Below are 26,443 nucleotides of genomic sequence, written 5' to 3' on the forward strand. Positions count from 1 at the left end.
AATACAAATACATATAAATAAAAGTATTGACTAATTTGTACTTGCGCAGCAAAATGTAAGGGTATACATAGGGAGGTTATTAGAATATGAGAACAAGAACACTAACCGCTTTGATATCCTTAGCGTTACTGTCTGCCTGCAGCGGCGGCAACTCGGCAAGCATACCCAAGTTTGAAAATGTATCTGTCCATGATCCTTCCGTGATCAAGGTTGAAGACACCTATTATGTATTTGGTTCGCATTTGGCATCGGCCAAATCCAAGGATCTGATGTCGTGGACACAGATTTCCTCCGGTGTTACCGATGACAACGTGCTTATTCCCAATGTAACGGAGGAACTCAGTGAGACTCTCAGCTGGGCACAATCGGATACCCTGTGGGCACCTGATGTGATTCAACTGGCGGACGGGAAGTTCTACATGTACTACGATGCCTGCCGGGGAGATTCCCCGCTGTCGGCACTCGGCATCGCAGTCGCGGACAAGGTTGAAGGCCCTTATAAGAATAAAGGGATTATCCTTAAGTCGGGTATGGCCGGCACCGGGGATGACGGTGAGGTCTATGATGCTACGGAGAAGCCGAATGTAGTAGACCCTGATGTCTTTTATGATAAGGACGGCAAGCTGTGGATGGTCTATGGCTCGTATTCCGGAGGCATCTTCATTCTGGAGCTGGACCCGGCTACGGGATTTCCTCTGGCAGACCAAGGATACGGCAAGAAGCTGCTGGGGGCCAATCATGCCCGGATAGAAGGGCCGTACATGCTGTACAGTCCGGAGACGGATTACTACTACTTGTTCCTTTCTTACGGAGGACTCGATGCGAACGGCGGTTATAATATCCGTGTGGCCCGTTCCAGGAACCCGGATGGACCGTTTGAAGATTCTGAAGGCAAAGCCATGATTGACGCGCGGGGAACCGCTGGAGTTCTGTTTGATGATCCGGCATATGCCCCTTACGGGGTCAAGCTGATGGGGAATTATGAATTTGTAAATTCTGAGGAGGAGCCCTCTGCCAGCGGTGCAGGGTATGTCTCTCCCGGACATAATTCAGCATATTATGATGAGGAGAGCGGGCAGTATTATCTGATCTTCCACACCCGGTTCCCGTACCTTGGCGAGAAGCATGAAGTGCGGGTGCACCAGATGTTCATGAACGAAGCGGGCTGGCCGGTAGTGGCACCTCACCGCTACAGCGGGGAGAAGATCGGCAAGTACTCATCCAAGGACGTGACCGGCGAGTACAAATATGTGAATCACGGCAAGGATATCACGGCTGAGATTGTGGAGTCGGAGAACATTAAGCTGAACACAGACGGGACGATAAGCGGCACAGTAACAGGTACATGGATTCTGAGTGAGGGGCATAATGCGAAGCTGACTATAAACGGGACGGAGTACAGCGGAGTGTTCCTGCGTGAATGGAATGAAGCCGCCGCCAGCAATGTGATGACATTCACGGCACTCTCGGCGGAAGGCATCTCAGTCTGGGGAAGCCAGGTTTCACCGGAGAACAAGTGAATTTATCCCGGCCAAGGCTATTGTAAGCAGATATAAAGTATAGGGTTGACCTGTTATACGAAACAACGGCAGCAAAGGACGGAATAAGTCCTCGGCTGCCGCTGTTTTTATTCTGGTGAACTTTTTTTATTTCCGATTGCCAATTGAACGATAACCTGAAGCACAATGATTCCAGCCAAGCCATAGAATGCTTGTACGAGGCTGCCCGTTGCATCGTAGTACCAGCCAATGGCTAGCGGGCCAAGCGCCCCGAGAATGTAGCCTCCGGATTGGGTCATTGCAGACCAGCTGCTGGCTTCCTCAGCATTGCTTGTTTCATCAATGGGCAGCATCAGTGCAATCGGGAACAGGCCGCCTGCGCCGATACCGAGTGGAATCACTGCGAGCCAAGGGCTAATGGATAGGTTCAGCATCAGGACACCCGTCAGCTCCATTAACGCACAGCCGACAAGCCAGAATACACGTCTTTGATAACGGTGTACTAGCATCGGAATGAACAACGTAGAGGGCAGCGATATCAATGTAAATAACGTTTGGATGTTGCCGGCCGTCTCTTGGCTATACCCCTGGCTCTGGATGGCTGGCGCAAGCCAGGCGGTTAACGAATAGAAGATCGCTGCCATCAGCCCGAAGAATAAGGTCAGCAGCCAGGCCCGCCTGCTCCTCACCGGAAGCGGTGTATGAAGTACACTCTTAGTTGCACCGGATTGCCGGTCTGTGTGCGCAGACCAGGCTAACCGCAACCAGACCGGCAATGCGATGGCTGCGGGCAATGCCCATACAGCCAACGAGCCCCTCCATGATCCGCCCAGCGTATGCTGAAGCGGAACCGACAGTCCCACACTGATACTGGCTCCTGTCACCATCGCTGTCGAGTAGATCCCCACCATGGCCGCCACCCGGTCAGGGAAATACTGCTTAATGAAGCTGGACAACAGCGGCCCTGCCAGCGCAATCCCTACACCCGACAGAAACGAAGTGAACATCATCAGTGGAGTGGTACCCGCAAACCACCGTAATCCCGTACCCAGCCCGATGAGAATTAGCGCCAGAACAATGGCCCCTTCGTTTCCCCACTTTCTGCTTAATCTAACGGAGAACGGAGCAAATATGCCCATGCATAATACCGGAAGTGTAGTTAACAGACTGGCGGTAATCCCGCTTATACCCAGATCATATGTTATGGTGCTCATTAGAGGAGATATGGATGTAATGGGGGGCCGTAAGTTCACTGAAGCCAGGATAAGCGCTAAGACGATGTAAAAAAGTTTCATTATGAATCTCCTCATGGTAGTAGTATCGTTGCATTCACCCGTGATCTTTTGTTGTTCAAAGAGCTCTGGGTTATGCTCGATTAAGTATAGAATTATTAGAATGATTGAACAATACTATAGTTTCTATTAAAATGATTACTAAAACCAATGATAGGAGGCGGCTTAGATGGAGATTCGTCAGATGGAGAACTTTATTGCTGTGTGTGAGGAGCTTCATTTCACCCGGGCAGCTGAGAAACTCGGCATTTCTCAACCTACGCTGAGTCAACAAATACGTGCGCTGGAGGATGAGCTCGGCGTTCCCTTATTTGACCGGGTTGGCAAAAAGATTGTGATGACCCAGGCAGGAAATCTGTATCTGGAGCACTGTGTGCAGATGATCCGGCATTTACAGAACACCCGGGATGCGTTAGCTGAATTCCGCAATGATCAACGGGGCCGGCTGGTCATCGGCGTTCTCCCTTCCGATCTGGACTACCGGATGACTCCTCTGCTCGTGAATTTTCATACACAGTTTCCCAAGGTGCAGCTGAAGGTTGTCTCTTCGGTCTACGTCTTGAATCAGGTGCTGGAGAATGAAGTAGACATCGGCATTGACGTTACGTCTGCTCCTGATGACCGGCTTGTACGCATTTCTTTGTGCAGTGAAGAATATGTACTCGTCGTTTCCGAGAATCATGATTGGGCGGAGCGAAGCTCGATAGGTATCCGGGAACTGCGTGATATCCAGACGGTGATGTTCCCCGAAGGATTTACAGGCAGAGAATTGGTGGATAATTATTGCCGTAAATATGGATTCAGCTTAAATACGATCATGGAGACCAGCTCGGCAACCTCCATTATTAGCCTGGTTAAAGCCAACGTCGGAGGTACGGTGCTGCCTTATCCTTTGATCCAGGCGATGAATGAACCAACTCTGCGCTGCATTCGGATAACAGATGACCCGCCATACCGTCACTTTGAGATCATTCACCGGTCCGACCGTTTTCTGACTAAATCGGCTAAGGCATTTATTGAGAAAACTATTGCGTATTTCAATTGATTTGTATGCAGATCCTGATAGGGTAACTTCTTATAAAATCATGCCCATAATACAACTTTTTCCTGATCCTAGCGGCCGAAATTCAAGATTGTTGTATAGAATGCAGGATTTCAGCGTTTTCAAGCGGCTTAGCCGGATTATTCTTGTATTTTATACAACAATCTTCTCGAACACCCGGTTACCCATGAATCAGAGTTGCAAAACGTACAACATTTATGCTTACAGGGCCTCCTAAGAAGCCTCCATTCTGTCGGTAATGAATTCAATGTAAGGAATTGACGTATTCGCCAGTCCCGCAGCGATTGACCGGTAACTTGTACGCCAAACAGCGGGCCTCCATCCGGAGATCCGCTGTTCAGGTAGTAACATTCTATTCCCACGCCACTGAATACCGTAAGCTTACCTTGACTTACTCCTCATACCTGCGCAGCACGATGACCGCATTATGTCCGCCGAAGCCGAAGGAGTTGGAGATCCCGGTCTTCAGGTCCGCTTGGCGGGCTTGGTTAGGGACATAGTCCAGGTCGCAGAATTCGTCAGGCTGCTCCAGATTGATCGTCGGCGGAATCAGGCCTTCCTGAATGCTTTTGAGCAGAGCGATAGCTTCCAGGCCTCCGGCTGCTCCCAGAGCATGTCCGGTCATTGACTTGTTCGCGGTTACCGGAATCCGGTAGGCGTCATCGCCGAACAGCTTCTTGATCGCCATCGTCTCAGAACGGTCTCCGACAATCGTACTGGTTGCGTGCGCACTGATTACATCCACATCCCCCGGAGTGATTCCGGCCTCTCTGAGGGCCAGCTTCATCGCCTGATAGGCACCTATGCCCTCAGGATGAGTAGCTACCATGTGGTAAGCGTCGGAGCTGGCGCCATAGCCGGTTACTTCACCATAGATAACAGCATCCCGCTGCAGGGCATGGGTGAGGGACTCCAGGATGACAATTGCACCTCCCTCCCCGATGACAAAGCCGTCACGGTTCTGGTCAAAAGGCCGGCTGGCCTTCTGCGGCTCATCATTGCGGGTGGATAGAGCTGTGGCATTGCCGAAGCTGGCCAGGGCAATTTCGGTCACGGCTGCTTCAGCCCCGCCGGCGATAATCACATCGGCTCCCCCGTAACGGATCAGGCGGAAGGCTTCTCCGATGGCGGTGTTACCAATCGAGCAGGCAGTGACCGGCGATAGGGTCGGCCCTAAGGCTCCAAGCTTAATGCTGATCATTGCTGCCGCCATATTGGAGATCAGCATCGGAATCAGGGTAGGACTTACCCGCTCCGGCCCGCGGGAACGCAGCACATCGCCCTGTTCCATCAGAGTCTGGATGCCGCCGACTCCGGAGCCTACATAGACTCCCAGGCGTTCGCGGTCGATCTTGTCCAGCTGCAGGCCCGAATGCGCCCAAGCCTCCTCGGCGGCAGCGAGGGCGAACTGGCTGAACCGGTCCATTCGCCGGGCTTCCTTGCGGCCGAATCTTGCATCTGGATCGAACTCCTGCACAGAGCCGGCAATTTTGGTCTTGAAGTGTGCTGTATCAAAAGTAGTAATCGGCGAAATCCCCGATTCACCTGCAGCCAAGCGGTTCCAGAACTGTTCTACGGTATTGCCGAGCGGCGAAATAACGCCCATCCCTGTGATCACTACGCGTTCCATACTCTAATCCTCCTATAAGTTATGTGAGCATAAATTTAAGTATTGTAAGCATAATCTGATGCTTTCTAGACCTATTGTTCCACTTAACTTATCCTATTACAAGTTGTAGTTTATACTGGTATAATTACTACCACACTAATAGGCAGACAAAGCGAAAGGCAGGGGCAAATAATGTCCAATCAGAACAGGCTGCAAGCATTATCAGATTTCCTGAAATCCAGACGTGCGGCCATCTCTCCGGCAGCGGCAGGACTGCCGGAAGGAGCGCGCAGAAGGACGCCGGGACTTAGACGCGAAGAGGTGGCACAACTGGCTGGCGTCAGCAATACCTGGTACACGTGGCTTGAGCAAGGGCGTGATATTAAAGTATCTCCATCCGTTCTGGATTGTATTGCGTCAGCACTGCAGCTGACCAAGGATGAACGGAGCTACTTATTTGCACTGGCCCTGGACAACGGGCCGGGAAGCATGGTGTATCCTCAAGAGGAGAGCTCAGTGATTCATCCGTCCCTGCAGAAGATCCTGCAGGAGCTCAAGACCTGTCCAACAATGATCTCCGACCGGCACTGCGGCATTGTCGGCTGGAATGAGGCAGCAGCACATGTGTTTCTTGATTTCGCCAAGCTGCCGCCTGAGCAGCGCAATATGATCTCCCTGTTATTTGTACGCAAGGAATTCAGACGGCTGGCCGTGAACTGGGAGCAGTTTGTCCGGGGGTACTTGTCCATTTTCCGCGCCTATTATGGACAATATCTGGAGGACCGCTGGTATGATGATTTCATTGCAGAGATGAAGGAGCAGCATCCGGAGTTCAATCAGCTATGGGAGGAGAGCCGGGTAAGCTCCGCTCCGGACGTTGTGCTGGAGTTCCGGCATGCCAAAGCCGGCAAAATGCTGTTCCATCTGACCTCGCTTCAGGTGCAGGGCAGCACGGATCTGCGCTGCAGCATCTACACCCCCGCCGGAGATTCCAACACAGAATCCAAGCTGAAGCAGCTGATGGCGCCTGAACCGTTGGGGCGATAGATATTATTTATGGATTCATAAAAAACTATAAATATGCAATATCGAATTTGACGTTTATACTCCTTATATGATGAATTAATTCCTGCGGGATCGTAAAAGGGGCAAAGGTCAATGGCTAAAGTAACCGGATTGGAAGGCGTAGTTGCCGGAGAAACTGAAATCGGATTGGTTGATGGAGAGAAAGGACACTTGGTATATCGCGGGTATTGGGCGAAAGAGCTTGCGGTAAGCAAAAGTTATGAGGAAGTTGCTTATTTGCTCTGGAACGGGCGTCTGCCGGATGCGGAGGAGCTGGCACAGCTCAAGGCACAGATGGCAGAGGAGAGAGTCATTCCTGAATATCTGTGCAGAATGCTGGATCTGTTTCCGGCTTCAGTACCGCTTATGCTGGTGCTGCAGAGTGCAGTTGCTGCTCTAGGGGATAAAGAGAATACGACCTGGCCGCCGACGCTGAAGCAAGCGGTACGGCTGACGGCCGTTCTCCCGGCAATCATCGCGTACAGAGCCCGCAGACTGCAAGGCCTGGAACCGCTGGATTCGCTTCCTGAGCTTGGCCATGCTGCGAACTATCTGTACCTGCTGACAGGAAAGCTGCCGGAGGAAGCCCATGTCAAGGCGCTCAGTGCTTACCTGATTCTCTGCATGGAGCATGGTATGAACGCTTCGACGTTTGCCGGCCGGGTAGTACTCTCGACTGAATCCGATATGTGCGCAGCGGTATGCGGAGCCATCGGGGCGATGAAAGGGCCGCTGCATGGCGGCGCGCCTTATGAAGTCATCTCAATGCTGGAGGATATCGGAACGGTTGAACGGGCAGAGCCTTGGCTGCGTAATGCGCTGGATAACGGGACGAAGCTGATGGGCTTTGGACACCGCATCTATAAGACCAAAGATCCCCGTGCTGAAGCACTGCAGATTGCCACGCTTGAGATGATCGGCAAGGACGCATCCTTTGACCTTGCTCTGCATGTGGAAGCCACAGCGATTGCACTGCTGGAGGAATACAAACCGGGCCGGCGGCTGTTCACAAACGTTGAGTTTTATGCGGCAGCGATTCTGAAGGCGCTGCAGCTCTCACCGGAGATATTTACTCCAACCTTCACGGCTGGCAGAATTGTCGGCTGGACGGCTCATATTCTGGAGCAGGCGGCCAATAACCGAATTTTCCGCCCGCAATCTACGTATATCGGACCTATGCCTGAATCGGAGGTAGTATCGTAATAGCAGAGGAATCCCCCTTATAACAGCACAAAAACATCCCCGGCCGTCAAACAGCCGGAGATGTTGAACAAGGGAATGTTAATGAGAGAGTATGAGGGGGATACTCAGACATTAGATTAGAACTCAGAGGTTGCGACTTCAATGGTGCCGAAGACTGCGCCTGCGGCTGTGCTAAGAAGTGCGGCAACTAGCAGCAAGTTTACAGAAATTGTGAGACTGTTCAGTGCAGGGATAGTATAAGTGACGATTGGAGCATTAACCCTGTAAAGGACAAGGTCCACAGGGAAACCGGAGTTGTTATTCACGGTTACAGCCGCGTTAATGCCACCTGCCAGATTCTCGTAGTAAGATTTGCCTACCGAGGGAGCCAGATTGAAGAATTGTTGTGGTAATAAGATAGCCATGGTAATGACCTCCTTTTTCGTTTGATAGGATATCATATTCGCCGAAACTATGATTGCTGTAACGAATGTCTTGGGAGATTAGCACATTTTGATAGGGTGACAGGAGTAGAATTTAATAGAAGAAGAGCCTCTACCCATGGCGGGCGGAGGCTTTTTTTGGCTAAATAAAGCTATGGATTAAGTCTATGAACTGAACTATGAAGCTGTTGCAGGATACTCTTTATCATTGGACCGTCTGCCATAGATCCGGTATAGGATAAGCCCGAAGAGCATTCCGGCAAAAGACATGGCTGCTATGCTCAAGTAGAGCACTCTGCCGCCGTAAGCCTGATAGATTGCACCTCCGGCATAGGAGGCCAGAATACCGGACACTCCGAAGAAGAGCAAGGCCAGCACAGTCTGGCCTGTAGCCCGCCACTCCTCCGGCACAATGCTGTACAGGTACTGGATAGCCGCCGAATAGAAGACGGGGAACGTCAGCAATTGCAGAACCTGCAGATAAGCCAGCAGCTGCGGGTCACTGATCCAGGCCGAGAGGAAGAACCGGAGGAAATAGAATGCGCCCGAGAAGGAGATGATAATCAGCTCCTTGCCCTTGCGCAGCCACCAGAAGCTCAAGGCGAAGACTACAATCTCACTGATTGCCGCTATGAAAAAGGACTGGCCTACCAGTGCAGATTTGCCGCCCAGCTCCAGAATATAGACACCGATAAAGGTGTCGTTCATCCGTGCCGGAACGGAGCTTATGAAGATGAGCACCAGGAACAACAGGGTTTCTTTGTTATTCAGGAACTGTTTGAGGCTGCCCAGGGTAACCGGTTTGCCTGTTACAGGTGCATCCGGCATTTTCCAGCAGAGAAGCAGGCTTAGCAGGCTTGTTCCTGCGAACAAAATCCCGAGACCGCCAGCGCCGAAATATAGCAGACAATAGCCTGTCAGCAGGGACATCACGCCGTAGCCAAGCGCTCCATAAGTGCGGATGGAACCGTAGCTGATTCCTGCGGATTCGGCAATCCGGAAATTCAGGCTCTCGGTCAGCGGATCAATCGGCATCAGGAAGAAATAGAGCAGCATGGCGATCAGAATCAGCTGGATATAGCTGCCCGAATGATACAACAGGTAACCTGTAACCGCTGAGCACAGCAGGAGGAGCAGCAGCACTCTGCGGATTGTCCGTGTTTTGTCGCTGATCATGCCCCACAGCGGCTGGGCAATGATGGTGATGAACCCTCCGGTTCCGATGACGAAGCCAATCTGTGCCGGACTTAAGCCTTGGCTGTCCAGATAGACCGGAAGGAAGGGGATGAACATCGCCAGCAGGGCGAAGTACAGAAAGTTGAAGCTGCGCAGTACATTTGGGGTGTTCATAGCAGTAGTGAAACCTCGTTTTTCATAGATTATGTTCAGGCAAGCCTAATTATTGTATCATGGTCAAGTCTTTCCGGGGACGGATAATATGGTACACTGAAAGTAATTCTAGTGAATGGTAAGGAGAATGACAACGATGAAGCTGGTGTCCTGGAATGTAAATGGTCTGAGAGCTTGTGTGAATAAAGGGTTTAACGAATATTTCCGGGAAAGTGCCGCAGACATCTTCTGCGTGCAGGAAACGAAGCTTCAGGAGGGTCAGATTGTTCTTGACCACGGAGAGGAATATTCGCAGTACTGGAATTATGCCCTCAAAAAAGGATATTCAGGTACGGCCGTCTTCACCCGGATTAAGCCGCTGTCTGTCAGATACGGTCTGAATAAGGATACGGAAGACGAGGGAAGAATTATTACCCTGGAATTCACAGACTTCTATCTGGTGAATGTATACACTCCGAATGCCAAACGGGATCTGGCGAGACTGGATTACCGCATGGAATGGGAGGATGAGTTCCGGAATTATCTGCTGAAGCTGGATGCCCATAAGCCGGTTCTCGTCTGCGGGGATCTGAATGTGGCACATCAGGATATTGATCTCAAGAATGCCAAATCGAACCGTGGCAATTCAGGCTTCACCGATGAAGAACGCGGCAAGATGACAGAGCTCCTGGAGGCCGGGTTCGTTGATACCTTCAGATATTTCTATCCTGAGCTTGAGGGTGCCTACAGCTGGTGGTCCTATATGCCGAAGGTGCGGGAGAAGAATGTAGGCTGGCGTATCGACTATTTCCTGGCTTCCTCACGGCTTGCCCCGCGTCTACTGGATGCGGGTATTGAATGCAATGTGCTAGGCAGCGATCATTGTCCTGTAGTCCTTCATCTTGCCGATGAGGCGGAAGCTTAGATTCATAATGCTGTTAGGGTAAAGTATAGAGGCTGTTTCCCAAGTTAGGGGAAACAGCCTCTATTTGTTACTTTAGAAGCGGCGGACGCCGGTGTTTCGTGGCCTGTTCGAATCCATAAGCAATGCCAATCAGCACGGATTCACTGAAGGCTGAGGCGGAGAAGGTGACCCCCTGCGGACCGTTAGTGATATAGCCTCCCGGTGCAATTACCCCGGTAGTGGTATAACCGGCCGGGACTGTAACGAGCGGATAACCGGCTCTCGCCGCCAGGTCGGTGCCGTGATATCCGGCGAACATGATGGCATCCAGCCCATAATGCACCAATGCATAATCAATGCCTTGTCTGCCCGCCATGGACCGGGAGGAATGCAGCTGCTCCAGATATTCCTGTTCTGTAATGTCATCGCCGGAAGTATCCAGCCATTCCAGTGTTCCCTGGCCATATTTCAGCGCCTGTCCGCTGTGCTGGTTGTTGAATTCGATCAGCTCCTGCAAGGAATGCACGGGGAGGGATGCCGGCAGGCCGCTTAAATAACGGTTTAACCCTTTTTTGAACTCATACTGCAGAATAATTGCATTCCACTCCGCATTCTGGCATGGAAGCTCGATGGGGTCGATCACTTCAGCTCCAAGTTCTTTAAGAACAGCTATGGCAGATTCCATCACTTGCAGAGCTTCTTCGTCCAAATTCCGATAATAGAATCTCGGGATTCCGATTCGTCTGGATTTCACATAGTCCATATCCAGAGAGGCAGTATAATCATGTCTGGCTGCTGTTCCATCCGGCGCAGCCAATTGGGGAGGCTCTCCGGCACCGGCAATGACACTGAGCAGAAGTGCAGCATCCGCTACGCTTCTGGCTATCGGACCGGCGGTATCCTGACTGCTGATCCCCGGAATAATCCCCGCATTGCTTACCAGCCCCCAAGTAGGTTTGATGCCAACCAGCGAGTTCTGGGCAGCCGGACAAATGATGGAACCGGAAGTTTCCGTGCCCAGAGCGATTGCTGCCAGGTTTGCGGCAACGGCCGCAGCACTTCCGGAGCTGGAGCCGCCGATGAATAGCTCACCGGGCCCGTAAGGGTTCAGCACAAGTCCGCCGCGTGAGCTGTATCCCGCCCACATGGTGGGCGACATGAAGTTAGCCCACTCCGTCATATTGGCTTTTCCGAGAATCACGGCGCCTGCAGCCCGTAGCTTATGAATTACTGCAGCATCTTCAGCAGCCCTGTAATCTGCCAATGCCAGCGATCCCGCACTGGTGTGCAGCTTGTCCGAAGTAGCGATGTTATCCTTAACAAGGACGGAAATTCCGTGCAGCGGGCTGCGTATTCCCTTATCCCGGCGTTCCTGATCCAGCATCCGGGCAATCTCCGGTGCATCCGGATTAATCTCCAGCACAGATTTCAGCAGGCCGTCATACCGGTCAATCCGCTCTAAATACAGCGCTGTTAACCGCTCGGAAGTTACATTTCCCTGCTCCATTTCCTGCTGCATGCCGGTTATATCCGCTTCAATAATCCACTCCTGCCACTCCCGGGCGGGGGATTGAATATCGTTATTTTTCATGGCTGTAATGTTCTCTCTCTCTATCTATTGAATTTTAGTTGGCCAGGCTTTCACCGGCAGCTGCCGGCTGCGGGTTAGGCCAGGTAATCACATTGCGTGTCCTGCTCCATTGTTCATAGAATAGCGGACGGTCACGCTTAAACATCCGCAGCATCAGATGTATGATGAATACCAGATCGGCAAGCGCGGCAGTAATTCGTATAATCGTAGATCCTGCTGTGCCGAAACTTTGCATTAGTGCAGAATCAAGGATCAGGAAGTTTATTCCTCCAAGCAATCCATAGAGTAAACCATACCTCACCCACACCATCCATAGCTTGAGTGGTCCATCATCCGCACTGCTCAGCCGGATACGCACCACCCATTTGCCCAGCGTCCGCCCTCTGGTACAGAGGGGAACGATCAGGAAATATACAACACTGACTGCCCAGAATGATATATTCAGGGATAGCTGGTTAAGGAGCAGTCCAGCGGCGGTCCATAGGACTGCATCCAGCAGGCAAGCAAGGCCTCTGCGTGTGTAGGTAACCTTTTTGGCCGATAAATCCTCCTGGCTGTCAAGCTGTTCAATCCGCGGGAGCAGCCCGGAGATCCATAAGGCGATCCGGAATCCGGCAATTCCGCCGAACGTATTGGTGATCAGGTCATCGACATCAAAGATCCGGTAAGGATGATCGAAGAATCCGTATATCCCTGTAATCTGAGTAATCTCAAACAATAGTGATAATCCGAAAGAAAGTATGATGCACACGACCCAGCGTGTCCGGAAGTAGTAGCCCAGAAAGAGCCCGAAAGGTAGTGTCAGCGCAACATTGAAGGCGGCCAGCAGGAAATCCGGTTCGCGCAGTACGTTAAGATAGCTTGAAGGGTCATTACGCGAGAGCTGTGTATTCCGCAGGATGTCCTGTATGAACTGCAGCGGCACTGGCTGGAGCATATGCCCGGTAGGTGCAGCATTATGGCGCGATTCTGGCATAGGCAGCAGCACAAGAAAGAAGGCATTCAGCAAGTATAGGAGCAACAGATAGAGTACCAGCGCCCGGATCTTGTTGATGTAACCATGCCGGCGGTATTGAACGATCAGGAACGGCAAAGTGAAGAGCAGTGCCGCTAACGGAAAAGCCATGAATGCATAAGAAATTGGAAAAAGATAGGATTGAAACATGTTTCACCTGCTGCCCTAGTTTTTGTCTGAACGATTTCACGATATAGATTCTAACATTATGTATGAGACCGCGATTTTTAACGCTGCAGACTATTTCCCCTATTATAACTTGCTTGAACCGACTTCAGTATAGAATTAAACCAGGGCTTACTCAATGGAATTAATCATTCTAGCCGTTCTTTCCTGCATACATATGTGGAGAGGAGCGTGAGATAAGATGGAGAAGAAGGTGCAGCGGTATTATAAGTTGAAGGCCAAGCAGAAGGAGCTGGAAAAGGAATTGGCCGAGCTAAGGCAGGATATTCTGGCCTATTTCGCTGAACAAGGCAAGGCAGAATCAGTTATCGGCAGCTACAAAGTGAAGCTTGTCACGCAGAACCGTAAGGAATATGATGACGACAAGCTCTATCAGACCCTGTCAGACCCTGAACTTTGGAGGCTGCTCTCCAAGGCAGACCCGGCCAAAGTAGCCAGCCTCACGAAATTGAAAGTGATTGCAGAAGAGAAGATTTCGCATACGTATGACGTCAAGACAATTACCTTGCTGCAGGTGGATAAGCAGTAGCCGGCAGTTAGCTTAGAATCACCGGGCGTTACCATATCAGACATTACCCAATCTGAGAACATTCAAGCGGTTCCATTCTGCAGCCCTACCGGAGGCGGAATGGAACTTTTTATAATAGAATGAAACATTTGCGCTTCCTGCTGCGTGTTATTCATGAAGGGAGTCGAAGCCGCTTGGAGAAACCATTGCCCGGTACAGAAGAATACATTACCCGAATGATCCATAAGCACTCGGATATGGTGCTGCGCCTGGCCCTGGCATCCGTCAGGAATATGGCCGATGCACAGGATATCTGCCAGGATGTGTTCATCAGATTATATAAACATCAGCCGGAATTCAGTGATCCGGAGCATGAACGCGCTTGGCTTATCAGAGTCACGGTTAACCGCAGCAGAGATATGCTGCGCAGTCCGTGGAGAAGGCGGGTAGCTTCTACATCTCCCCCGCAATTACCTATCACACGTGAAGAGGACCGCGATGTGGTGGAGGCGGTGCTCCGGCTGCCGGCCAAATACCGGATGGTGATCCATCTGTATTATTTTGAAAGCTACAGCACATCTGAAATTGCCGAAATGCTGGGCAGCAAGGAAAGCACCGTCCGCACGCAGCTCAGAAGGGCCCGGGACCAGCTGAAGACCATGATCGGAGGGATGGGCGATGAAGCCATATTCTAGAGGAATGAAGGAGATAACGGCTCCGCCAGAGCTTACGGACCGTATCATCAGTAATGTGCTCCGGGAAAAGGGACAGTCAGGCAGAACCGGATTTCACTGGCGTGGCAGATTCAGACTCCGTATAGCGCTTGCAGGTTCACTTACCCTTATCATACTACCAATAATATTGCTGCTGTACAGGGATACATCAACGGGACCAGGTAAACTTCAGGTATGGAGGGACATCTTTGCCGTCACTGTGTATGCCGCAGACGGGGCACCGCAGCAGGTGAAGCCGGAGATTGCTTTTCCCATTGGAAACTACCGTGTGACGAACAGCAGGGCTCCGGGTTTCCCGATTCTGATTACGGCTGAAGGCGCCGATGAGATTAAGCTGATGACCACCCAGGGCAGCTTTCTGCGCTGGAATCCGCCTGATTATAAAGTATATCCGCTGGGAACGGAAGCTGATCTGGAACCGGGGGAAATCATCTATTGGTCGCCCATGTTAGAGGATAAGCTGCAGTCAGCTGCTTCGCAGAGCGAGTTGACCTTGATTGCTTACCACAATCATAATGTAATCAGCAAGTCGCTGATCCTTATCCGCGAGGATAATCAGGGCGTATTCGCAGGAGAATGGATAGAGGCTGAGTAGCAGCAGCGCGGTATACAAGCCAAAAGTGTACAGGATGAAGTAAGAGTAATCGCCACCTGCTCCATTTTGCGTTAAAATAACAAGTGGGCTTGTTTAACGCAAGAGAAGAATCATACACAGACGGAAAAGATACGGAGGAAGAGAAGACATGAAGGATTTTGATCTGTTACTGGAGAAATACGCAGAGCTGGTGGTGAAGGTTGGCGTGAACGTGCAGCCGGGGCAAGTGCTGATGGTGCATGCACCGCTGGAGACTGTGGAACTTACCCGGCTGATCGTGGGCAAAGCATACGAGGCAGGGGCTAAATATGTGCTTGTGGACTGGGATGATGAAGCGGTAACGCGCATCCGTTACGAGAAGGCTTCGGAGGACTCCTTCGGATATTATCCGCAGTGGCATGCCGATATGCTGGAGGGATTCGCTGAAGAAGGCGGAGCTATATTACATATTAAGGTACCGGACCCGGAACTGTTCCGCGGAATTGACTCCGCCAAAGTATCCACAGCTGTTAAGGCTGCTGCGGTAGCGCGCAAGAAATATCAGAACTATACCCGCAACAACAGAATCAGCTGGTCGCTGGTCAAGGCACCAACTCGCGCCTGGGCGGACAAGGTATTCGCTGATCTGCCTCAAGAAGGCCGGATTGATGCGATGTGGGAAGCGGTGTTCCAGATGAACCGTGTGGGCAGTGAGGACCCGGTTGCTGCATGGCGCAGTCATATCGGTGATCTGAAGCAGAGCCAGGAGCGGATGAATGCCATGCGTTATAAGAGCCTGCATTACCGTGCACCGGGCACGGATCTGCACGTAGAACTGCCGGAAGGCCATCTGTGGCGCGGTGGCGGCGGCGAGAATGCTGACGGTGTATATTTTGTAGCGAATATGCCTACGGAAGAGATCTACACGATGCCGCATCGTACAGGAGTAAATGGTACCGTTAAGAGCACACTCCCGCTTAACTTGAACGGACGGCTGGTGGATGGAATTACGATTACCTTTACGGACGGCAAAGTTACAGCGTATGATGCCGAATCCGGGCGCGAGCATCTGACCTCGCTGCTGGATACGGATGAAGGGGCCTCTTATCTTGGAGAGGTGGCACTGGTGCCGCATGATTCGCCGATCTCCCGGCTGAACCGAGTGTTCTATAATACCGGAATCGACGAAAATGCTTCCTGCCATTTCGCCCTTGGCAGTGCGTATCCGGTTAACATTGAAGGCGGGACTTCGATGACAAGTGAAGAACTGATTGCGAAGGGAGCCAACGTCAGCCTTACGCATGTCGATTTCATGATTGGCTCTTCGGAGCTTGATATTGACGGAGAGCTGGCCGACGGGACCATCGAACCGGTGTTCCGCCAAGGCAATTGGGTACTGTAGATGTAGGATAACCGGCGGCTGATAGTCAGCTGCATTTCACAAGAAAGGCCGCAACTTTCCCGGTCAGCCGGGGATTGCGGCTTTTTTTGGCGCAGGGTAAAACTGTTTGCATAACCTCTCCGTCTAATTCATGTAAAAGTGATGGAGAGGAGAGGGAGAGATGACGATGTCCGGGGCAGAGATGAAGCGGGTTACTGCCGCTGTGCCGCATGAAGAGACGGATTTTGTTAAAGCGGTTATGGAGCACAGTGATCAGCTGTATCATATTGCTTACAGTTATCTGGGCAACCGCATCGATGCGCTGGAAGCATTGCAGGAAACAACCTGCCGGGCCTGGATGAAACGAAGAACCCTGAAGGACCCCCAGGCATTCAAATCCTGGCTGATACGGATATTAATCTATGTCTGCATTGACGAACAGCGCAGAAGGAAGAGGGCAGTTCCTACCGCGGCTGAGAATATGATGGAGCCGGTCATTCAGAACAGTACCCATTCCATGGAAATGCAGTGGGCGCTCTCTCAGGTGAAGCTGAAATACCGTCATGTGCTGCTGCTCAAATATTACAATGATATGACCTTGGCCGAGATTGCAGTGCTGCTTAAGAAGCCGGAAGGAACCGTCAAAACCTGGCAGCACAAAGGACTGAAGCAGCTTAGGATGATTATGAAGAACCGGGGTGAATGGAATGAACAATAGCAGGGAAGAACAGGCAATGCTGTCTGATGCGGTCCGTATGCACAAGGAAGCCCAAGCGGATGCCGGAGGCAATGAGATCAGAATGGCAGTTCAGGCGGGAATGGAGCGCGGACGCAGGAGAAGCTGGCAGGGCAGACTCACCAGAGGTTCCTTTATCGGATTGGCTGCCGCTGCGGTTGCCGCATTGATCCTGTTTTTCATTCCAATTCTCCATGATTCTACACCACAAACTGCCGGACCCGCTGGAACGGTGAATTGGGGAGAGTTTGAAAAGTATAAGCGGCTATATTCTTTTGATATGGAAGCGGCGACTCTGGACTCAGCGTTCCGGCACGGTTATATCCAACCGGTTAATCAAAGTGCAGTAAGCGGGGATTATCAGATAACTTTGGATGCGGTAACCGCGGATGAGAACAGAATTATCTTTTTGTATACCGCGAATGTAGCCGAAGGGCAGGAAATATACAACATTAACAGCGCTCGGATAAAGAATCTGGCAACCGGTTATTATCTCGAAAGTGAAGGTCAAATCGGCGGACACGATGAAAGCACCGGCTTAGAGGAGAAACGTATCTTCTACGGCCGCGGCGTCATCCAGCTGGACCGGACCAAACCTTTTCCGGAGCAGCTTGAAGCAGATTTCCAGATCGCCTCTATGGACACGGGTAAAATGAAAGACCTAAAGAAGGGTGTGAATGTAGCCGATGTGCATTATTCTCCCAGACTTAAGGTCAGCTTCAAGCTGGACCCGAAATTCAAAGGGCAGCAAACTGTCATTGTTCAGCCGGATGTAGACTTCATGCTGGAAGGGATCGCAGTGACGCTGGAGAAGGTTGAAATCTCACCTTTGCTGATCCGGACAATGATTAAAATTAAGAATGAGCCGGAGATTACCTGGCAGAACAGGCAAGAAATATTTGTAGCTGGATACGGGAATGAAATTCAGTCTGTTACTAAATATGGAACTGTCCATCTGGGAATGACAGCGGGTTCAGGAACCTATGATGGGTTTGAACGGAGATACGGCAGCAATCTGCTGGATCAGCCTAAGTCCCTGAATATGATCCTGAAGACAGGTACGGGGAAGAATGCCAAGGAAATTAACGTGCCCATTCTGCCGTAAACCATGATGAGCAAAGGCTGGCCGCTGTATTTTCAGTGTGTCAGCCTTTGTGCTGTGTGTGCTGAGTATATCTAGCTATTAAAGTTAACACTTATTTAATCCGGTTATTAAACCGGAAGGCAAGCATATTCCCGTCGAAAGTCTCTCCGGCTCTTTCGGTATATTGGTTCTGCGTATAGCGGGCAACCGTCTTTCGCCAGAATTTCTGTCCGGTTATATTCTTCGCCGCCGGGTTGGTGAACAGCTCCCATTCGCCCCGGAACCGCTCAAACACCTCCACAGCCGCTGTCTCCGCGATACCATTCCCCCTGAAGGGCTGCAGCAGAAAAAAGTCATTTACGAAGTAATTAACCCCCTGCGCGCAGTGCGGCGGAGTAGCTATCAGTGCGAACCCGGCCGGCAGTGAATCCACCCGGATCAGAAAAGGGTAGAGAATCCCCGGCTTCTCCCACCAGATATTCTGCACTTCATACTGGTCTGCCAGAGTGCGGCATTCGTCATCGTCCTCAAATACACCGTGCCGGTTAGGGGTATGTCCTTCTACAAGACCGTAATGACCCGACAAATCGTGCAGATAGAGCGGGTACATATTTTTGATGATATAGGCTTCATTAAGTCCGGTAAGCTTTACTTCGATGTTCATATCCTGCCTGCTTTCTATAGTAATAGTTATTAACTATTAATACTGTATACCGGGAGGCGTATTCGTTCTAGTGAGTTCTCTGTTATAAAATAAACTTTATCTATACTGCTAAGCTCCTGCTGGCAATGATAACTATTATCAATTAGAATGAGATTATTCAAATTTAGCTCGCTATAGCCGAACTGCATTTCATTATAGCAGCATTCTCAGGAGGACTAGATCACATGTACATTCAAACCAGATCCATCGTAGTAGAAAAAGGCAACAGTAGCGCTGTAGTGGAACGCTTCAGCAAACCGGGGGCCATTGAAGAAATGGACGGGCTGATCGATCTCAGTGTGATGGTCAACAAGAAGAACAAGGAGCAGGAGGAAGTGCTTATCCTGATCCGCTGGGAATCGGAAGAAGCCTGGAAGAACTGGGAGAAGAGTGACGCGCATCTCCAGGGCCACAAGAACAGCAGAGGGCAGGAGAAGCCGGCTTATATCATTAGTACTACAGTAAATATGTATCATGTACAGACGGTAAAAGAAGGCAAGGCTTACGGGAAACGCGCCTAAACCGGGCTAATTCAGCGCACATCCCTCATACTGTAACGCTCCGGTATATTGACTAAGATATTATACCGGAGGCGTTCCAGGGATTGGATAGGAGAGATAAATCATAATATTCGGAAACGTTCTCTAAAATTACATTTACAATATCTCCTATAAATATTATATTTATCTCAACTATCGGGAACGTTCCCGAAAAAGAGAGGGCTGAGCGATTCATGCGGAGGAAGGGAAAATGGCTCGCAGGAATGATCATTGTACTAGGAGGACTAATATTGTTACTTGTGGTAAATAACAGCCAGCAGCAAAAGGCTGCGGTTCAGAGCGGGGCATTACCATCACCGGAAATAACAGCAGGTGCACCAGCGGAGACTGAGGCTCCTGAAGCCACTGTAAACCCGGCCATAGCCAAGCAAAAAGAGCTGGAAGCATTAGCAGCAAAGTATAGCGGGCTCGGCTTGATCGATGCGCACAATCATGATGCCAGCGGCGCTAAGTACCTGGGGATGCTGTATACCTGGAGAAACAACAATGTGAAGCAAATCGTCCTTTTTGGCGATGTGTCAGAGTCGAGTGCAATTCTTAGCGACAGCTTAGCATGGCTCGCCTATCAGTATGATCCGGAATTGTTCATTCCATATTTCTCAGGATTCGATTTGCATGATCCCGGTTGTCTAACCGTTATCAAGAATAATTTGGAGAAAGGATATTTTGGCCTCGGAGAGATCGCTGCGGCTTCAACAGCGTCGCCAGTCGTGTCCAGAGTGGAGTGGAAAGCGGAGCATCCGATGGACGGCTACCTGCCGCAAATCTACGATTTGGCAGCAGAATACAAAGCACCGCTGCTGCTGCATATCGATCCGCCTGGCGGCATGCCGGTTGCCAAGCTGGAGCAGGCGTTAGATGAGCATCCGCAGACGACATTTATTTTTGCGCATATCAATGCCTATAATACCTCTGAGGAGATCGACCGGCTATTATCGGCTCATCCCAATTTGTATGCAGACTTTTTTGCCGGCTTCACGATGTTTAATCCGGCAGGCGGGGACGCTGAATCATTCATACCGGTCATGAAGAAATTCCCGGACCGTTTCATGGTCAGTACTGACTCCGGTTATGGAATCGAAAGTGAAAAACAGGCGATTGAAGCGATTTACCGGTTCATTGATCTGCTTGATGACCCAGAGCTTGCCCGTAAAATAGCCCATGACAACCTGGATGCCCTTATTCAGGCCCAGCCAGTTACTGAAACGCAGCTTGACGCTATACATAAGCTTGAACTCGATACCGGAGTGAAATATCCTAAGGAGGAGCTTACAAAGGTGAAAGCCGGACGGATTTTGGCGGAAGCCGGAAAGGGGTGAATGAATATGGACATCACACTGGAGCATATTGCAAACAAGCTGGGATTATCCGTCAGTACGGTATCCAGAGCCTTGAACGGCAGCTACGGGGTGCATCCCCGAACCGTTACCCGGGTTCAAGAAGCGGCAGCAACGCTAGGGTATGTCCCGAATCTTGGCGCGAAGCAGCTGGTAACCCGTACCAGCAATCTGGTCGGGGTGTTCATGCCGGAGATGGAGGGGGAATCCAACCGGGAGTTTGAAGATATTTTTGCCTCCTTAAGAAAAGCTCTACGTTTGTTTCAGAAAGATATCCTGATCTTCTCTGTTCCTTTCCGGGATTATGCACCAAACAGCTTATCTCACTGGATAAGGATGCGTAATCTGCAGGGCTGTATATTTATGCCTCCGTTCTCCAAAGAGCATCCGGTCATCAGGGAGGTGCTGAAGCTGCAGATTCCCGCTGTCAATTTGGGTTCAGCTGTAGGTCCGCATTGTTCGCTGATGGGATCTGATGACCTTGAGGGCGGCCGGATGGCCGGTGCGTTTCTGGTGGAGCAGGGGCACCGGAGAATCGGCTATATCAATGGACCGGAGAAAGTACATATATGCGAAGCAAGGTATCAGGGGTTTCGCGAAGCTCTGCTCTCCCTGGCAGGAATTGAGCATGATGCTTCATGTATCGAAATCGGGGATTTCAGCGGAAGCAGCGGAGCAGGGGCAATACTTAAGCTGCTGGACAGAGAACCCGATCTTACGGCGGTATGCTGCGCCAATGACCTGATGGCTATGGGTGTTATTATGGAATTAGGCCGAAAGGGGATTAAGGTGCCTGATGATCTCTCGGTGATCGGCTATGATGGTTCTTTTTTCACCGCGTACACCAATCCGCCGCTTACCACCATCCGCCATCGTTACGAGGAGATAGGAACACTTGCTGCTGAATTGCTGATTGAAATCATGAATGGCGGTGCCGGAAGAAGTCTGCGGCTTGCCCCTGAGCTCATTAGACGGGATACAGTTATACCGTTTGAAGGTTAGACTACTCTGTGTCCTGACGGCCTTGGTTCAGCTAGGTACCTATAGTGCGTCCAAGCATGCGATTGAAGCGATCGCCCAGACACTTAAGCAGGAGCTGGCCGAATTCGGCATCCATGTAGCGACCATTAATCCGGGACCCTATAAGACAGGGTTCAATAATATGATGTTTGAAGATTTGGAATGAAAAGATATAAATTTGTAGTGAATACAGGAAAGCGGGGACCGGCACATAGGCCGATCCCCGCTTTTATTGCGTGTGATAGGTATTAAACTAGAGACTGAGGTTATAAAGATTCTATCCCTAAATAGGCCTCCAGCAGTTCCCTTGAGGTTGCACTTACCAGCAGGTTGCCGTCAGTAGTCCATTTCAGCAGACGTCCCTTCTCCAGCTTCACGGCCTGCCGGGTCTTCTGATTAAGCAGCCAGATATCCGAGTTCATGCCTTGAACTGCATAATAGACAGGCTGGTCTCCTGGCTCGGGGAGGAAGTGCAGCTCCTCCGGGAATTTCACCTTCCCGGCAGATTCCTCGAAGAGCCGCAGCAGGTCAGCGGGTAGAGACGGCTTCTCCCGGAATTCAGTTACCCCGGTATCGATGTGAACCAGATTCACCCCACCGTTGCCATACAGCTCATATCCGCTGGCCGGTACAGCGAGGGTAACGGAATCTTTCCAGGCCATCGGATAAATAAAGAGAAATCCGTCACTGTGGCTTTGAACGCTGGCCTTCGGTTTGCTGAATATTTCTTCGCCCTTACGGTTCAGCACTATCAAATCGGCATCAGGTCCTATATACGGCTCAGAGGCAACAAGCAGGGCAGCCTGGCTGTTATCCGGTGATGCGGTGAGGCCATAGACCGGCCGTTTGGCAGAGTACAGCTTCTTGGCTTCTCCGGTTATTATATTCACAAGGTATAAAGTGCGGTTTCCTTTGACGGCGAATATCTCATCATTTAATAGCCGGTCCGCATAGAGGATATCATTGCCATAGTCATTGCCGTAAGGGGGTTCATCATCCGACCACTGCGGAGCAGGCCAGGATGTAATGCTTCCGTCCTCCGCCAGAAGCTCAGGCTGCTCACTGCCGATCCGGTAGATAAACAGCTCCTGCTCTTCGTTCTGCCCGGTCCGTACTGGCTGGAACAGGTTAATGGCTGCAGCAGCCCATTCTCTAACCACTTCTCCCTGTTTATCAATAAGCCGGACACCCAGGAAGGAGTCTGCCCGATCCGGCACGGAGGTTGCCATCGCAGGGGCTTCGGTAGATCCCGCGGCTGAGGGCGAGGCGGCAGGCTCGGGTGAGCTTGTGGCTACCGTTCCGGTGTATCCGGGAGCAGCTGATGGAGAAGAAGGTGCGGGTGAATCTTCCTGCTGTGAAGTGCAGCCGCTGAGTGCGGCAACCGTTACAAGCAATAGCGAGAATAGCCTCATGCTGCGGTTCATAGATTCACATCCATTTCCTGAGATTGGGATAATATATCCAATCCCTATTATTAAGAATAGACGCGGAAATTATTGGGAAGTTGCAGCCGGACCCGGCAGCTCGAAGCTCCAGTCGACGTCATTAAATGACTTGTCCGTGACTGTGCGGATTAGCGTCAGCTCCTTGGGGATGGATTTCATACCGTCAACAATCAGATACACAAGATCAGAGTTCTCACTACTCTGGCCAAAGGAAACGAGATCTCCCTCCCGGTAGGAACCCCAACGGATTACATCATACTCTGTGCCATTGCCGTCCCGGGCCATCCATTTGTCCATATCGAATTCATTGCTGAATTTGCCGCTGACAGCCATCCAGGCCGACAGCCCCGGCAAGGTCTGAGTCTCAGTGATCTTTATATTATTCACATTCAAGACATCGCCCTCTGCTGCAAAGACAGCAGGCTCTGTCTTCAGAAGCGCCGGATTGAACGTTAATGAATCATCCGATTTAACAGGGATGGAGAAGCCGTCGAGTACGAAATAAATTGGCTCGCTGAGATATGGAAGTTCTGTTAAGTAATAAATCCAGTTCAATTGGAGATCATGACCGACTCTGTACATCTCAGACATTCCGCTATATTTACTATTAATGAGTGATCCGACAATTTGACCTTTGGCATTCTCAAAATGATACCTGACACCCAGATTTACCCTGCGGTTCTCCGGAACTTGGGAGGCCAGCTCATCCTTCAGGAGAGTACTAAATTCAATTTTGGCACCGGCAGGAGAATGCGTGATGCCTTTCATCAGAATTTTCAGCCCTTGAGGTGTGGTATAGCTGTATTTACTCAAATCAGTGTTCACTGTCAGAGCATTGGCGGTTGTCATGTCTGCAGCATAACTGAAGCTCCAATTTCCCGAAATCCTATCATTGGTCTTGTGGTCCAGCATCAGCTCATGAACCTTCCCTTCAATGAATACGGTATCCCCGGGCTGTTCTCCTTTGAAATAATAGGTTAACAGCAGATATTCCATCCTGTACTTATCGGGGGCGAGCTTAGTACTCATATGGTTGATGCCCTGCAGGTCTCCAATTTCAAGCCCTTCCTCGTTGCGGAGCTGCAGCTGGGTGATATCAAACATGGACATCATTTCCTCATCAGGCTGCCCTTTGGCATCGGTAATTCTCAGATTCAGAATCATCCGGTTTGGATCGGCGACCACTTCCTGAAGCGTAAGTGTATAGCCTTGGTCCGTGACCTCAATATCCGTGAGCTTTACAACTCCGGCCTTCTTGGCTTCCAGCAGATGATGGTCACTCCATTCGGATGGCAAGAGGAGAAGTCTCTGGGATTTGGCAGATTGTATCTGCTGTGGAATAGATAAGTTCGGGAGCAGGAACAACAGGACCGCCAGTGCAATAGCAGCTGCACCCAAGCCTGCCCATAGTACAGTATGCCGGAACCGTCTGCGGCCGGGATTGCCGGTATATTCAGCCATGTCCCCGCTTGAAACGGGCAAAATCTCCGTCTGGCGGATTTGCTCCATAACATGCCCCGTGAAATCCTCATCCATCTGATGATCATCATAACCGGACAGAGACATCAGCATTTCCTCATCTGCAACATTATCGTGTGTGCGGTAATCCGATTTTTTCATGGGTATCCTCCTTCGGTTTCGGCCATTGTTTTTTGAGCTTCAAGCGGGCGCGGTGCAGACGGTTCTTCACCTGATGCAGTGTCATTCCCGTGATGGCGGCAATCTCCTCGTAGGTTAATTCGTTGGTATAACGCAGCAGCAGGACGATCCGGTAGCGTTCCGGAAGCAGGGCCAGCTTCTTTTGCAGCTCCAGCTTGTTTTCCTTGATCATATACCGCTCTTCAGGTGTCGGGGCCTGATCCCTCTCCTCCAGAATGGAGCCTCCCGAGAAAGAAAATGCCTTGCGCCGCTTCTGGGATCTGAACCGGTTGATGGCAATGGTGTAGAGCCAGGCAGCGAAGCTGGACTGCACATTATGGCTGCGCAGCTTCTGATAGGCCTGAATGAAAGTTTCCTGCGCCAGATCCTGCGCATCCTGATGGCTCGCTCCGAGGCCCAGTAGCAGACGGTATAAACCGGATTTATACTGGTCTACCAGTACAGAGAAGGCCTCACGGTTTCCGGCCAGCACCTCGGCAATTATGAGTTCGGTGTTCTCTTGCTCCTTCATCTATTGCCTCCAATGGACGTATTTACATATAAGACGCGCGGACGGTCTAATCTTTCTCACTTTTCACCAAAAAACCCCAAAGCATATCTTCTAATCTGAAGAATACGCTGAAGGGTCCGCTAAATAAATGGATGCGTTTCAGATACTGCCGTTAGTGGGACAAGCAGTAAAGGAGGATGGCTTGCTGGAGGTAGATCAGACTTTTCTTGAAACCGAATCCGGCAAAATAAGGGGAAGCAATCACATCTTCACTTACTTCCTCATTACGGAAAAATGGGGGGCAAGGATTTAATAGTGCCCCTGGCCGGGTCCGTTTCATTCGGTCCAAAGTAATTTGATAGGCGCCAATATACTCCTGGGTCAGGCATGTCACTGGCAAAGAATCGGTGAGAATAACATCGCTCTCCGGCAGGACGCTGTCCAGGTCGTTATGGAAATTATAGTTCGGGTGGTCAGAATCTATTCTTTGGTCAGCAGAGCATACGTGATTGAACGAGAGGTTCAGCACCTTGGCGGCTTCCATCCAGGTTCTGGATATATTGCCTGCCGGGCCTACGAAGGTATAGGTTAGGTCCCGGTAGTTGTCCCTTGTGGACCGCAATGCGTACAGGTCAGCCAGAATTTCACAGGGGTGATTATGTGATGTCATGGCATTAATCACAGGAATGGTAGCATGTGCAGACAGCTCTTCCAGCTTGGACAAGTCTGGATATCTGGCGATAATGCCGTCACCCCAATTCTCCAGATAGCGGACCATGTCGCCCGGTGTTTCTTTCTTCTCCAATGCTTCCGGAGGAAACATAATATATTCTCCGCCTAAATCTCTGATACCCTTCTCAAAGCTGATCCGGGTCCGCAGACTGGTGTCGGGGAAGAACAGTATCATGGTTTTGCCTTGGAGCAACGGCTCAGAGGTTCTGTACCGCAATTGGTCCGTTAGTTCAAAGATCTCCAGGATCTGCTCTGAGGTGAAGTGGGTTATATCCAGAAAATGCATACGGGTAATCCTCCTT

General features: G+C 50.8%; 26 protein-coding genes. 15 read left to right on the top strand and 11 right to left on the bottom strand.

Annotation, left to right across the window (positions count from 1 at the left end; genetic code table 11):
- Window positions 1-86 precede the first annotated feature (86 nt).
- Window positions 87-1,520, top strand: coding sequence for an arabinan endo-1,5-alpha-L-arabinosidase AbnB (gene abnB / locus PBOR_RS15660; protein ID WP_042213144.1), 1,434 nt, complete (start codon window positions 87-89; stop codon window positions 1,518-1,520).
- 107 nt (window positions 1,521-1,627) lie between these two features.
- Here abnB and PBOR_RS15665 read toward each other — a convergent pair whose 3' ends face one another.
- A complete protein-coding gene (locus PBOR_RS15665) occupies window positions 1,628-2,809 on the bottom strand; it encodes an MFS transporter (protein ID WP_281192341.1) in 1,182 nt (393 codons plus the stop codon).
- Window positions 2,810-2,960: 151 nt separating this feature from the next.
- On the opposite strand from PBOR_RS15665, the gene PBOR_RS15670 reads away from it, so the two are divergent.
- Window positions 2,961-3,836 carry a LysR family transcriptional regulator gene (locus PBOR_RS15670; protein WP_042213148.1) on the top strand — a complete coding sequence of 292 codons (876 nt, stop codon included), beginning with the start codon at window positions 2,961-2,963 and terminating at the stop codon, window positions 3,834-3,836.
- A 409-nt stretch (window positions 3,837-4,245) separates the two neighbouring features.
- Here the strand turns inward: PBOR_RS15670 and fabF are convergent, their stop codons facing one another.
- Window positions 4,246-5,484, bottom strand: coding sequence for a beta-ketoacyl-ACP synthase II (gene fabF / locus PBOR_RS15675; protein WP_042213149.1), 1,239 nt, complete (start codon window positions 5,482-5,484; stop codon window positions 4,246-4,248).
- 171 nt (window positions 5,485-5,655) lie between these two features.
- Here fabF and PBOR_RS15680 point away from each other — a divergent pair, with 171 nt between their 5' ends.
- Window positions 5,656-6,510 (top strand): helix-turn-helix transcriptional regulator, encoded by an 855-nt coding sequence (locus PBOR_RS15680; RefSeq protein WP_042213151.1) that lies wholly within the window; start codon window positions 5,656-5,658, stop codon window positions 6,508-6,510.
- Between the two features lie 111 nt (window positions 6,511-6,621).
- A complete protein-coding gene (locus PBOR_RS15685; protein WP_042213153.1) occupies window positions 6,622-7,731 on the top strand; it encodes a citrate synthase/methylcitrate synthase in 1,110 nt (369 codons plus the stop codon).
- A gap of 116 nt (window positions 7,732-7,847) precedes the next feature.
- Here the strand turns inward: PBOR_RS15685 and PBOR_RS15690 are convergent, their stop codons facing one another.
- Together PBOR_RS15690 and PBOR_RS15695 are read right to left on the bottom strand one after the other, a co-directional pair.
- Window positions 7,848-8,135, bottom strand: coding sequence for a hypothetical protein (locus PBOR_RS15690; RefSeq protein ID WP_042213154.1), 288 nt, complete (start codon window positions 8,133-8,135; stop codon window positions 7,848-7,850).
- A 195-nt stretch (window positions 8,136-8,330) separates the two neighbouring features.
- Window positions 8,331-9,503 (bottom strand): MFS transporter, encoded by a 1,173-nt coding sequence (locus PBOR_RS15695; protein WP_042213155.1) that lies wholly within the window; start codon window positions 9,501-9,503, stop codon window positions 8,331-8,333.
- A 136-nt stretch (window positions 9,504-9,639) separates the two neighbouring features.
- Here PBOR_RS15695 and PBOR_RS15700 point away from each other — a divergent pair, with 136 nt between their 5' ends.
- Complete coding sequence (locus PBOR_RS15700) at window positions 9,640-10,407, top strand: exodeoxyribonuclease III (RefSeq protein ID WP_042213156.1); 768 nt, start codon at window positions 9,640-9,642, stop codon at window positions 10,405-10,407.
- 67 nt (window positions 10,408-10,474) lie between these two features.
- On the opposite strand, the gene PBOR_RS15705 is transcribed toward PBOR_RS15700, so the two are convergent.
- Entirely contained in the window at window positions 10,475-11,977 is a 1,503-nt protein-coding gene (locus PBOR_RS15705) for an amidase family protein (RefSeq protein ID WP_042213158.1), read from the bottom strand.
- 34 nt (window positions 11,978-12,011) lie between these two features.
- Entirely contained in the window at window positions 12,012-13,103 is a 1,092-nt protein-coding gene (locus PBOR_RS15710) for a VanZ family protein (RefSeq protein WP_342671114.1), read from the bottom strand.
- 256 nt (window positions 13,104-13,359) lie between these two features.
- On the opposite strand from PBOR_RS15710, the gene PBOR_RS15715 reads away from it, so the two are divergent.
- The 6 genes from PBOR_RS15715 to PBOR_RS15740 all read left to right on the top strand — a co-directional run bounded on the left by PBOR_RS15715 (window position 13,360) and on the right by PBOR_RS15740 (window position 18,216).
- Entirely contained in the window at window positions 13,360-13,707 is a 348-nt protein-coding gene (locus PBOR_RS15715) for a hypothetical protein (protein WP_042213160.1), read from the top strand.
- A gap of 173 nt (window positions 13,708-13,880) precedes the next feature.
- Window positions 13,881-14,381 (top strand): RNA polymerase sigma factor, encoded by a 501-nt coding sequence (locus tag PBOR_RS15720; RefSeq protein WP_157764047.1) that lies wholly within the window; start codon window positions 13,881-13,883, stop codon window positions 14,379-14,381.
- Window positions 14,365-15,015: a hypothetical protein gene (locus PBOR_RS15725; protein ID WP_042213161.1), complete on the top strand. Its 651-nt coding sequence runs from the start codon at window positions 14,365-14,367 to the stop codon at window positions 15,013-15,015. Before PBOR_RS15720 ends, PBOR_RS15725 begins: the two co-directional genes overlap by 17 nt.
- 148 nt (window positions 15,016-15,163) lie before the next feature.
- Window positions 15,164-16,396, top strand: coding sequence for an aminopeptidase (locus PBOR_RS15730; RefSeq protein WP_042213164.1), 1,233 nt, complete (start codon window positions 15,164-15,166; stop codon window positions 16,394-16,396).
- Window positions 16,397-16,556: 160 nt separating this feature from the next.
- On the top strand, window positions 16,557-17,093 hold the full coding sequence (locus PBOR_RS15735; protein WP_052429494.1) for a sigma-70 family RNA polymerase sigma factor: 537 nt from the start codon (window positions 16,557-16,559) through the stop codon (window positions 17,091-17,093).
- A complete protein-coding gene (locus tag PBOR_RS15740) occupies window positions 17,083-18,216 on the top strand; it encodes a DUF4179 domain-containing protein (protein ID WP_042213165.1) in 1,134 nt (377 codons plus the stop codon). The genes PBOR_RS15735 and PBOR_RS15740 overlap by 11 nt, the downstream gene beginning before the upstream one ends.
- A 91-nt stretch (window positions 18,217-18,307) precedes the next feature.
- Here PBOR_RS15740 and PBOR_RS15745 read toward each other — a convergent pair whose 3' ends face one another.
- Entirely contained in the window at window positions 18,308-18,859 is a 552-nt protein-coding gene (locus PBOR_RS15745; protein WP_042213166.1) for a hypothetical protein, read from the bottom strand.
- A gap of 224 nt (window positions 18,860-19,083) precedes the next feature.
- Here PBOR_RS15745 and PBOR_RS15750 point away from each other — a divergent pair, with 224 nt between their 5' ends.
- The 4 genes from PBOR_RS15750 to PBOR_RS38070 all read left to right on the top strand — a co-directional run bounded on the left by PBOR_RS15750 (window position 19,084) and on the right by PBOR_RS38070 (window position 21,981).
- Entirely contained in the window at window positions 19,084-19,419 is a 336-nt protein-coding gene (locus PBOR_RS15750) for an antibiotic biosynthesis monooxygenase (RefSeq protein ID WP_042213167.1), read from the top strand.
- Between the two features lie 278 nt (window positions 19,420-19,697).
- The gene (locus PBOR_RS15755) at window positions 19,698-20,777 is read left to right on the top strand and encodes an amidohydrolase family protein (RefSeq protein ID WP_245648263.1); all 1,080 of its coding nucleotides are present in this window, start codon (window positions 19,698-19,700) and stop codon (window positions 20,775-20,777) included.
- A 6-nt stretch (window positions 20,778-20,783) separates the two neighbouring features.
- Complete coding sequence (locus tag PBOR_RS15760) at window positions 20,784-21,797, top strand: LacI family DNA-binding transcriptional regulator (protein WP_042213170.1); 1,014 nt, start codon at window positions 20,784-20,786, stop codon at window positions 21,795-21,797.
- The gene (locus tag PBOR_RS38070) at window positions 21,787-21,981 is read left to right on the top strand and encodes an SDR family NAD(P)-dependent oxidoreductase (RefSeq protein ID WP_342671115.1); all 195 of its coding nucleotides are present in this window, start codon (window positions 21,787-21,789) and stop codon (window positions 21,979-21,981) included. The genes PBOR_RS15760 and PBOR_RS38070 overlap by 11 nt, the downstream gene beginning before the upstream one ends.
- A gap of 100 nt (window positions 21,982-22,081) precedes the next feature.
- On the opposite strand, the gene PBOR_RS15765 is transcribed toward PBOR_RS38070, so the two are convergent.
- The 4 genes from PBOR_RS15765 to PBOR_RS15780 form a co-directional block, all read right to left on the bottom strand.
- Window positions 22,082-23,239, bottom strand: a complete 1,158-nt coding sequence (locus PBOR_RS15765; RefSeq protein ID WP_042213172.1) for a TolB-like translocation protein — start codon at window positions 23,237-23,239, stop codon at window positions 22,082-22,084.
- 69 nt (window positions 23,240-23,308) lie between these two features.
- Window positions 23,309-24,880: a DUF4179 domain-containing protein gene (locus PBOR_RS15770; protein WP_042213174.1), complete on the bottom strand. Its 1,572-nt coding sequence runs from the start codon at window positions 24,878-24,880 to the stop codon at window positions 23,309-23,311.
- Window positions 24,849-25,430 carry an RNA polymerase sigma factor gene (locus PBOR_RS15775; protein WP_042213175.1) on the bottom strand — a complete coding sequence of 194 codons (582 nt, stop codon included), beginning with the start codon at window positions 25,428-25,430 and terminating at the stop codon, window positions 24,849-24,851. Before PBOR_RS15775 ends, PBOR_RS15770 begins: the two co-directional genes overlap by 32 nt.
- Window positions 25,431-25,581: 151 nt before the next feature.
- Window positions 25,582-26,427 carry an ornithine carbamoyltransferase gene (locus PBOR_RS15780; protein WP_042213176.1) on the bottom strand — a complete coding sequence of 282 codons (846 nt, stop codon included), beginning with the start codon at window positions 26,425-26,427 and terminating at the stop codon, window positions 25,582-25,584.
- Between the last annotated feature and the right edge of the window lie 16 nt (window positions 26,428-26,443).

This window comes from Paenibacillus borealis (genome assembly GCF_000758665.1).
GTDB lineage: Bacteria > Bacillota > Bacilli > Paenibacillales > Paenibacillaceae > Paenibacillus_AQ > Paenibacillus_AQ borealis.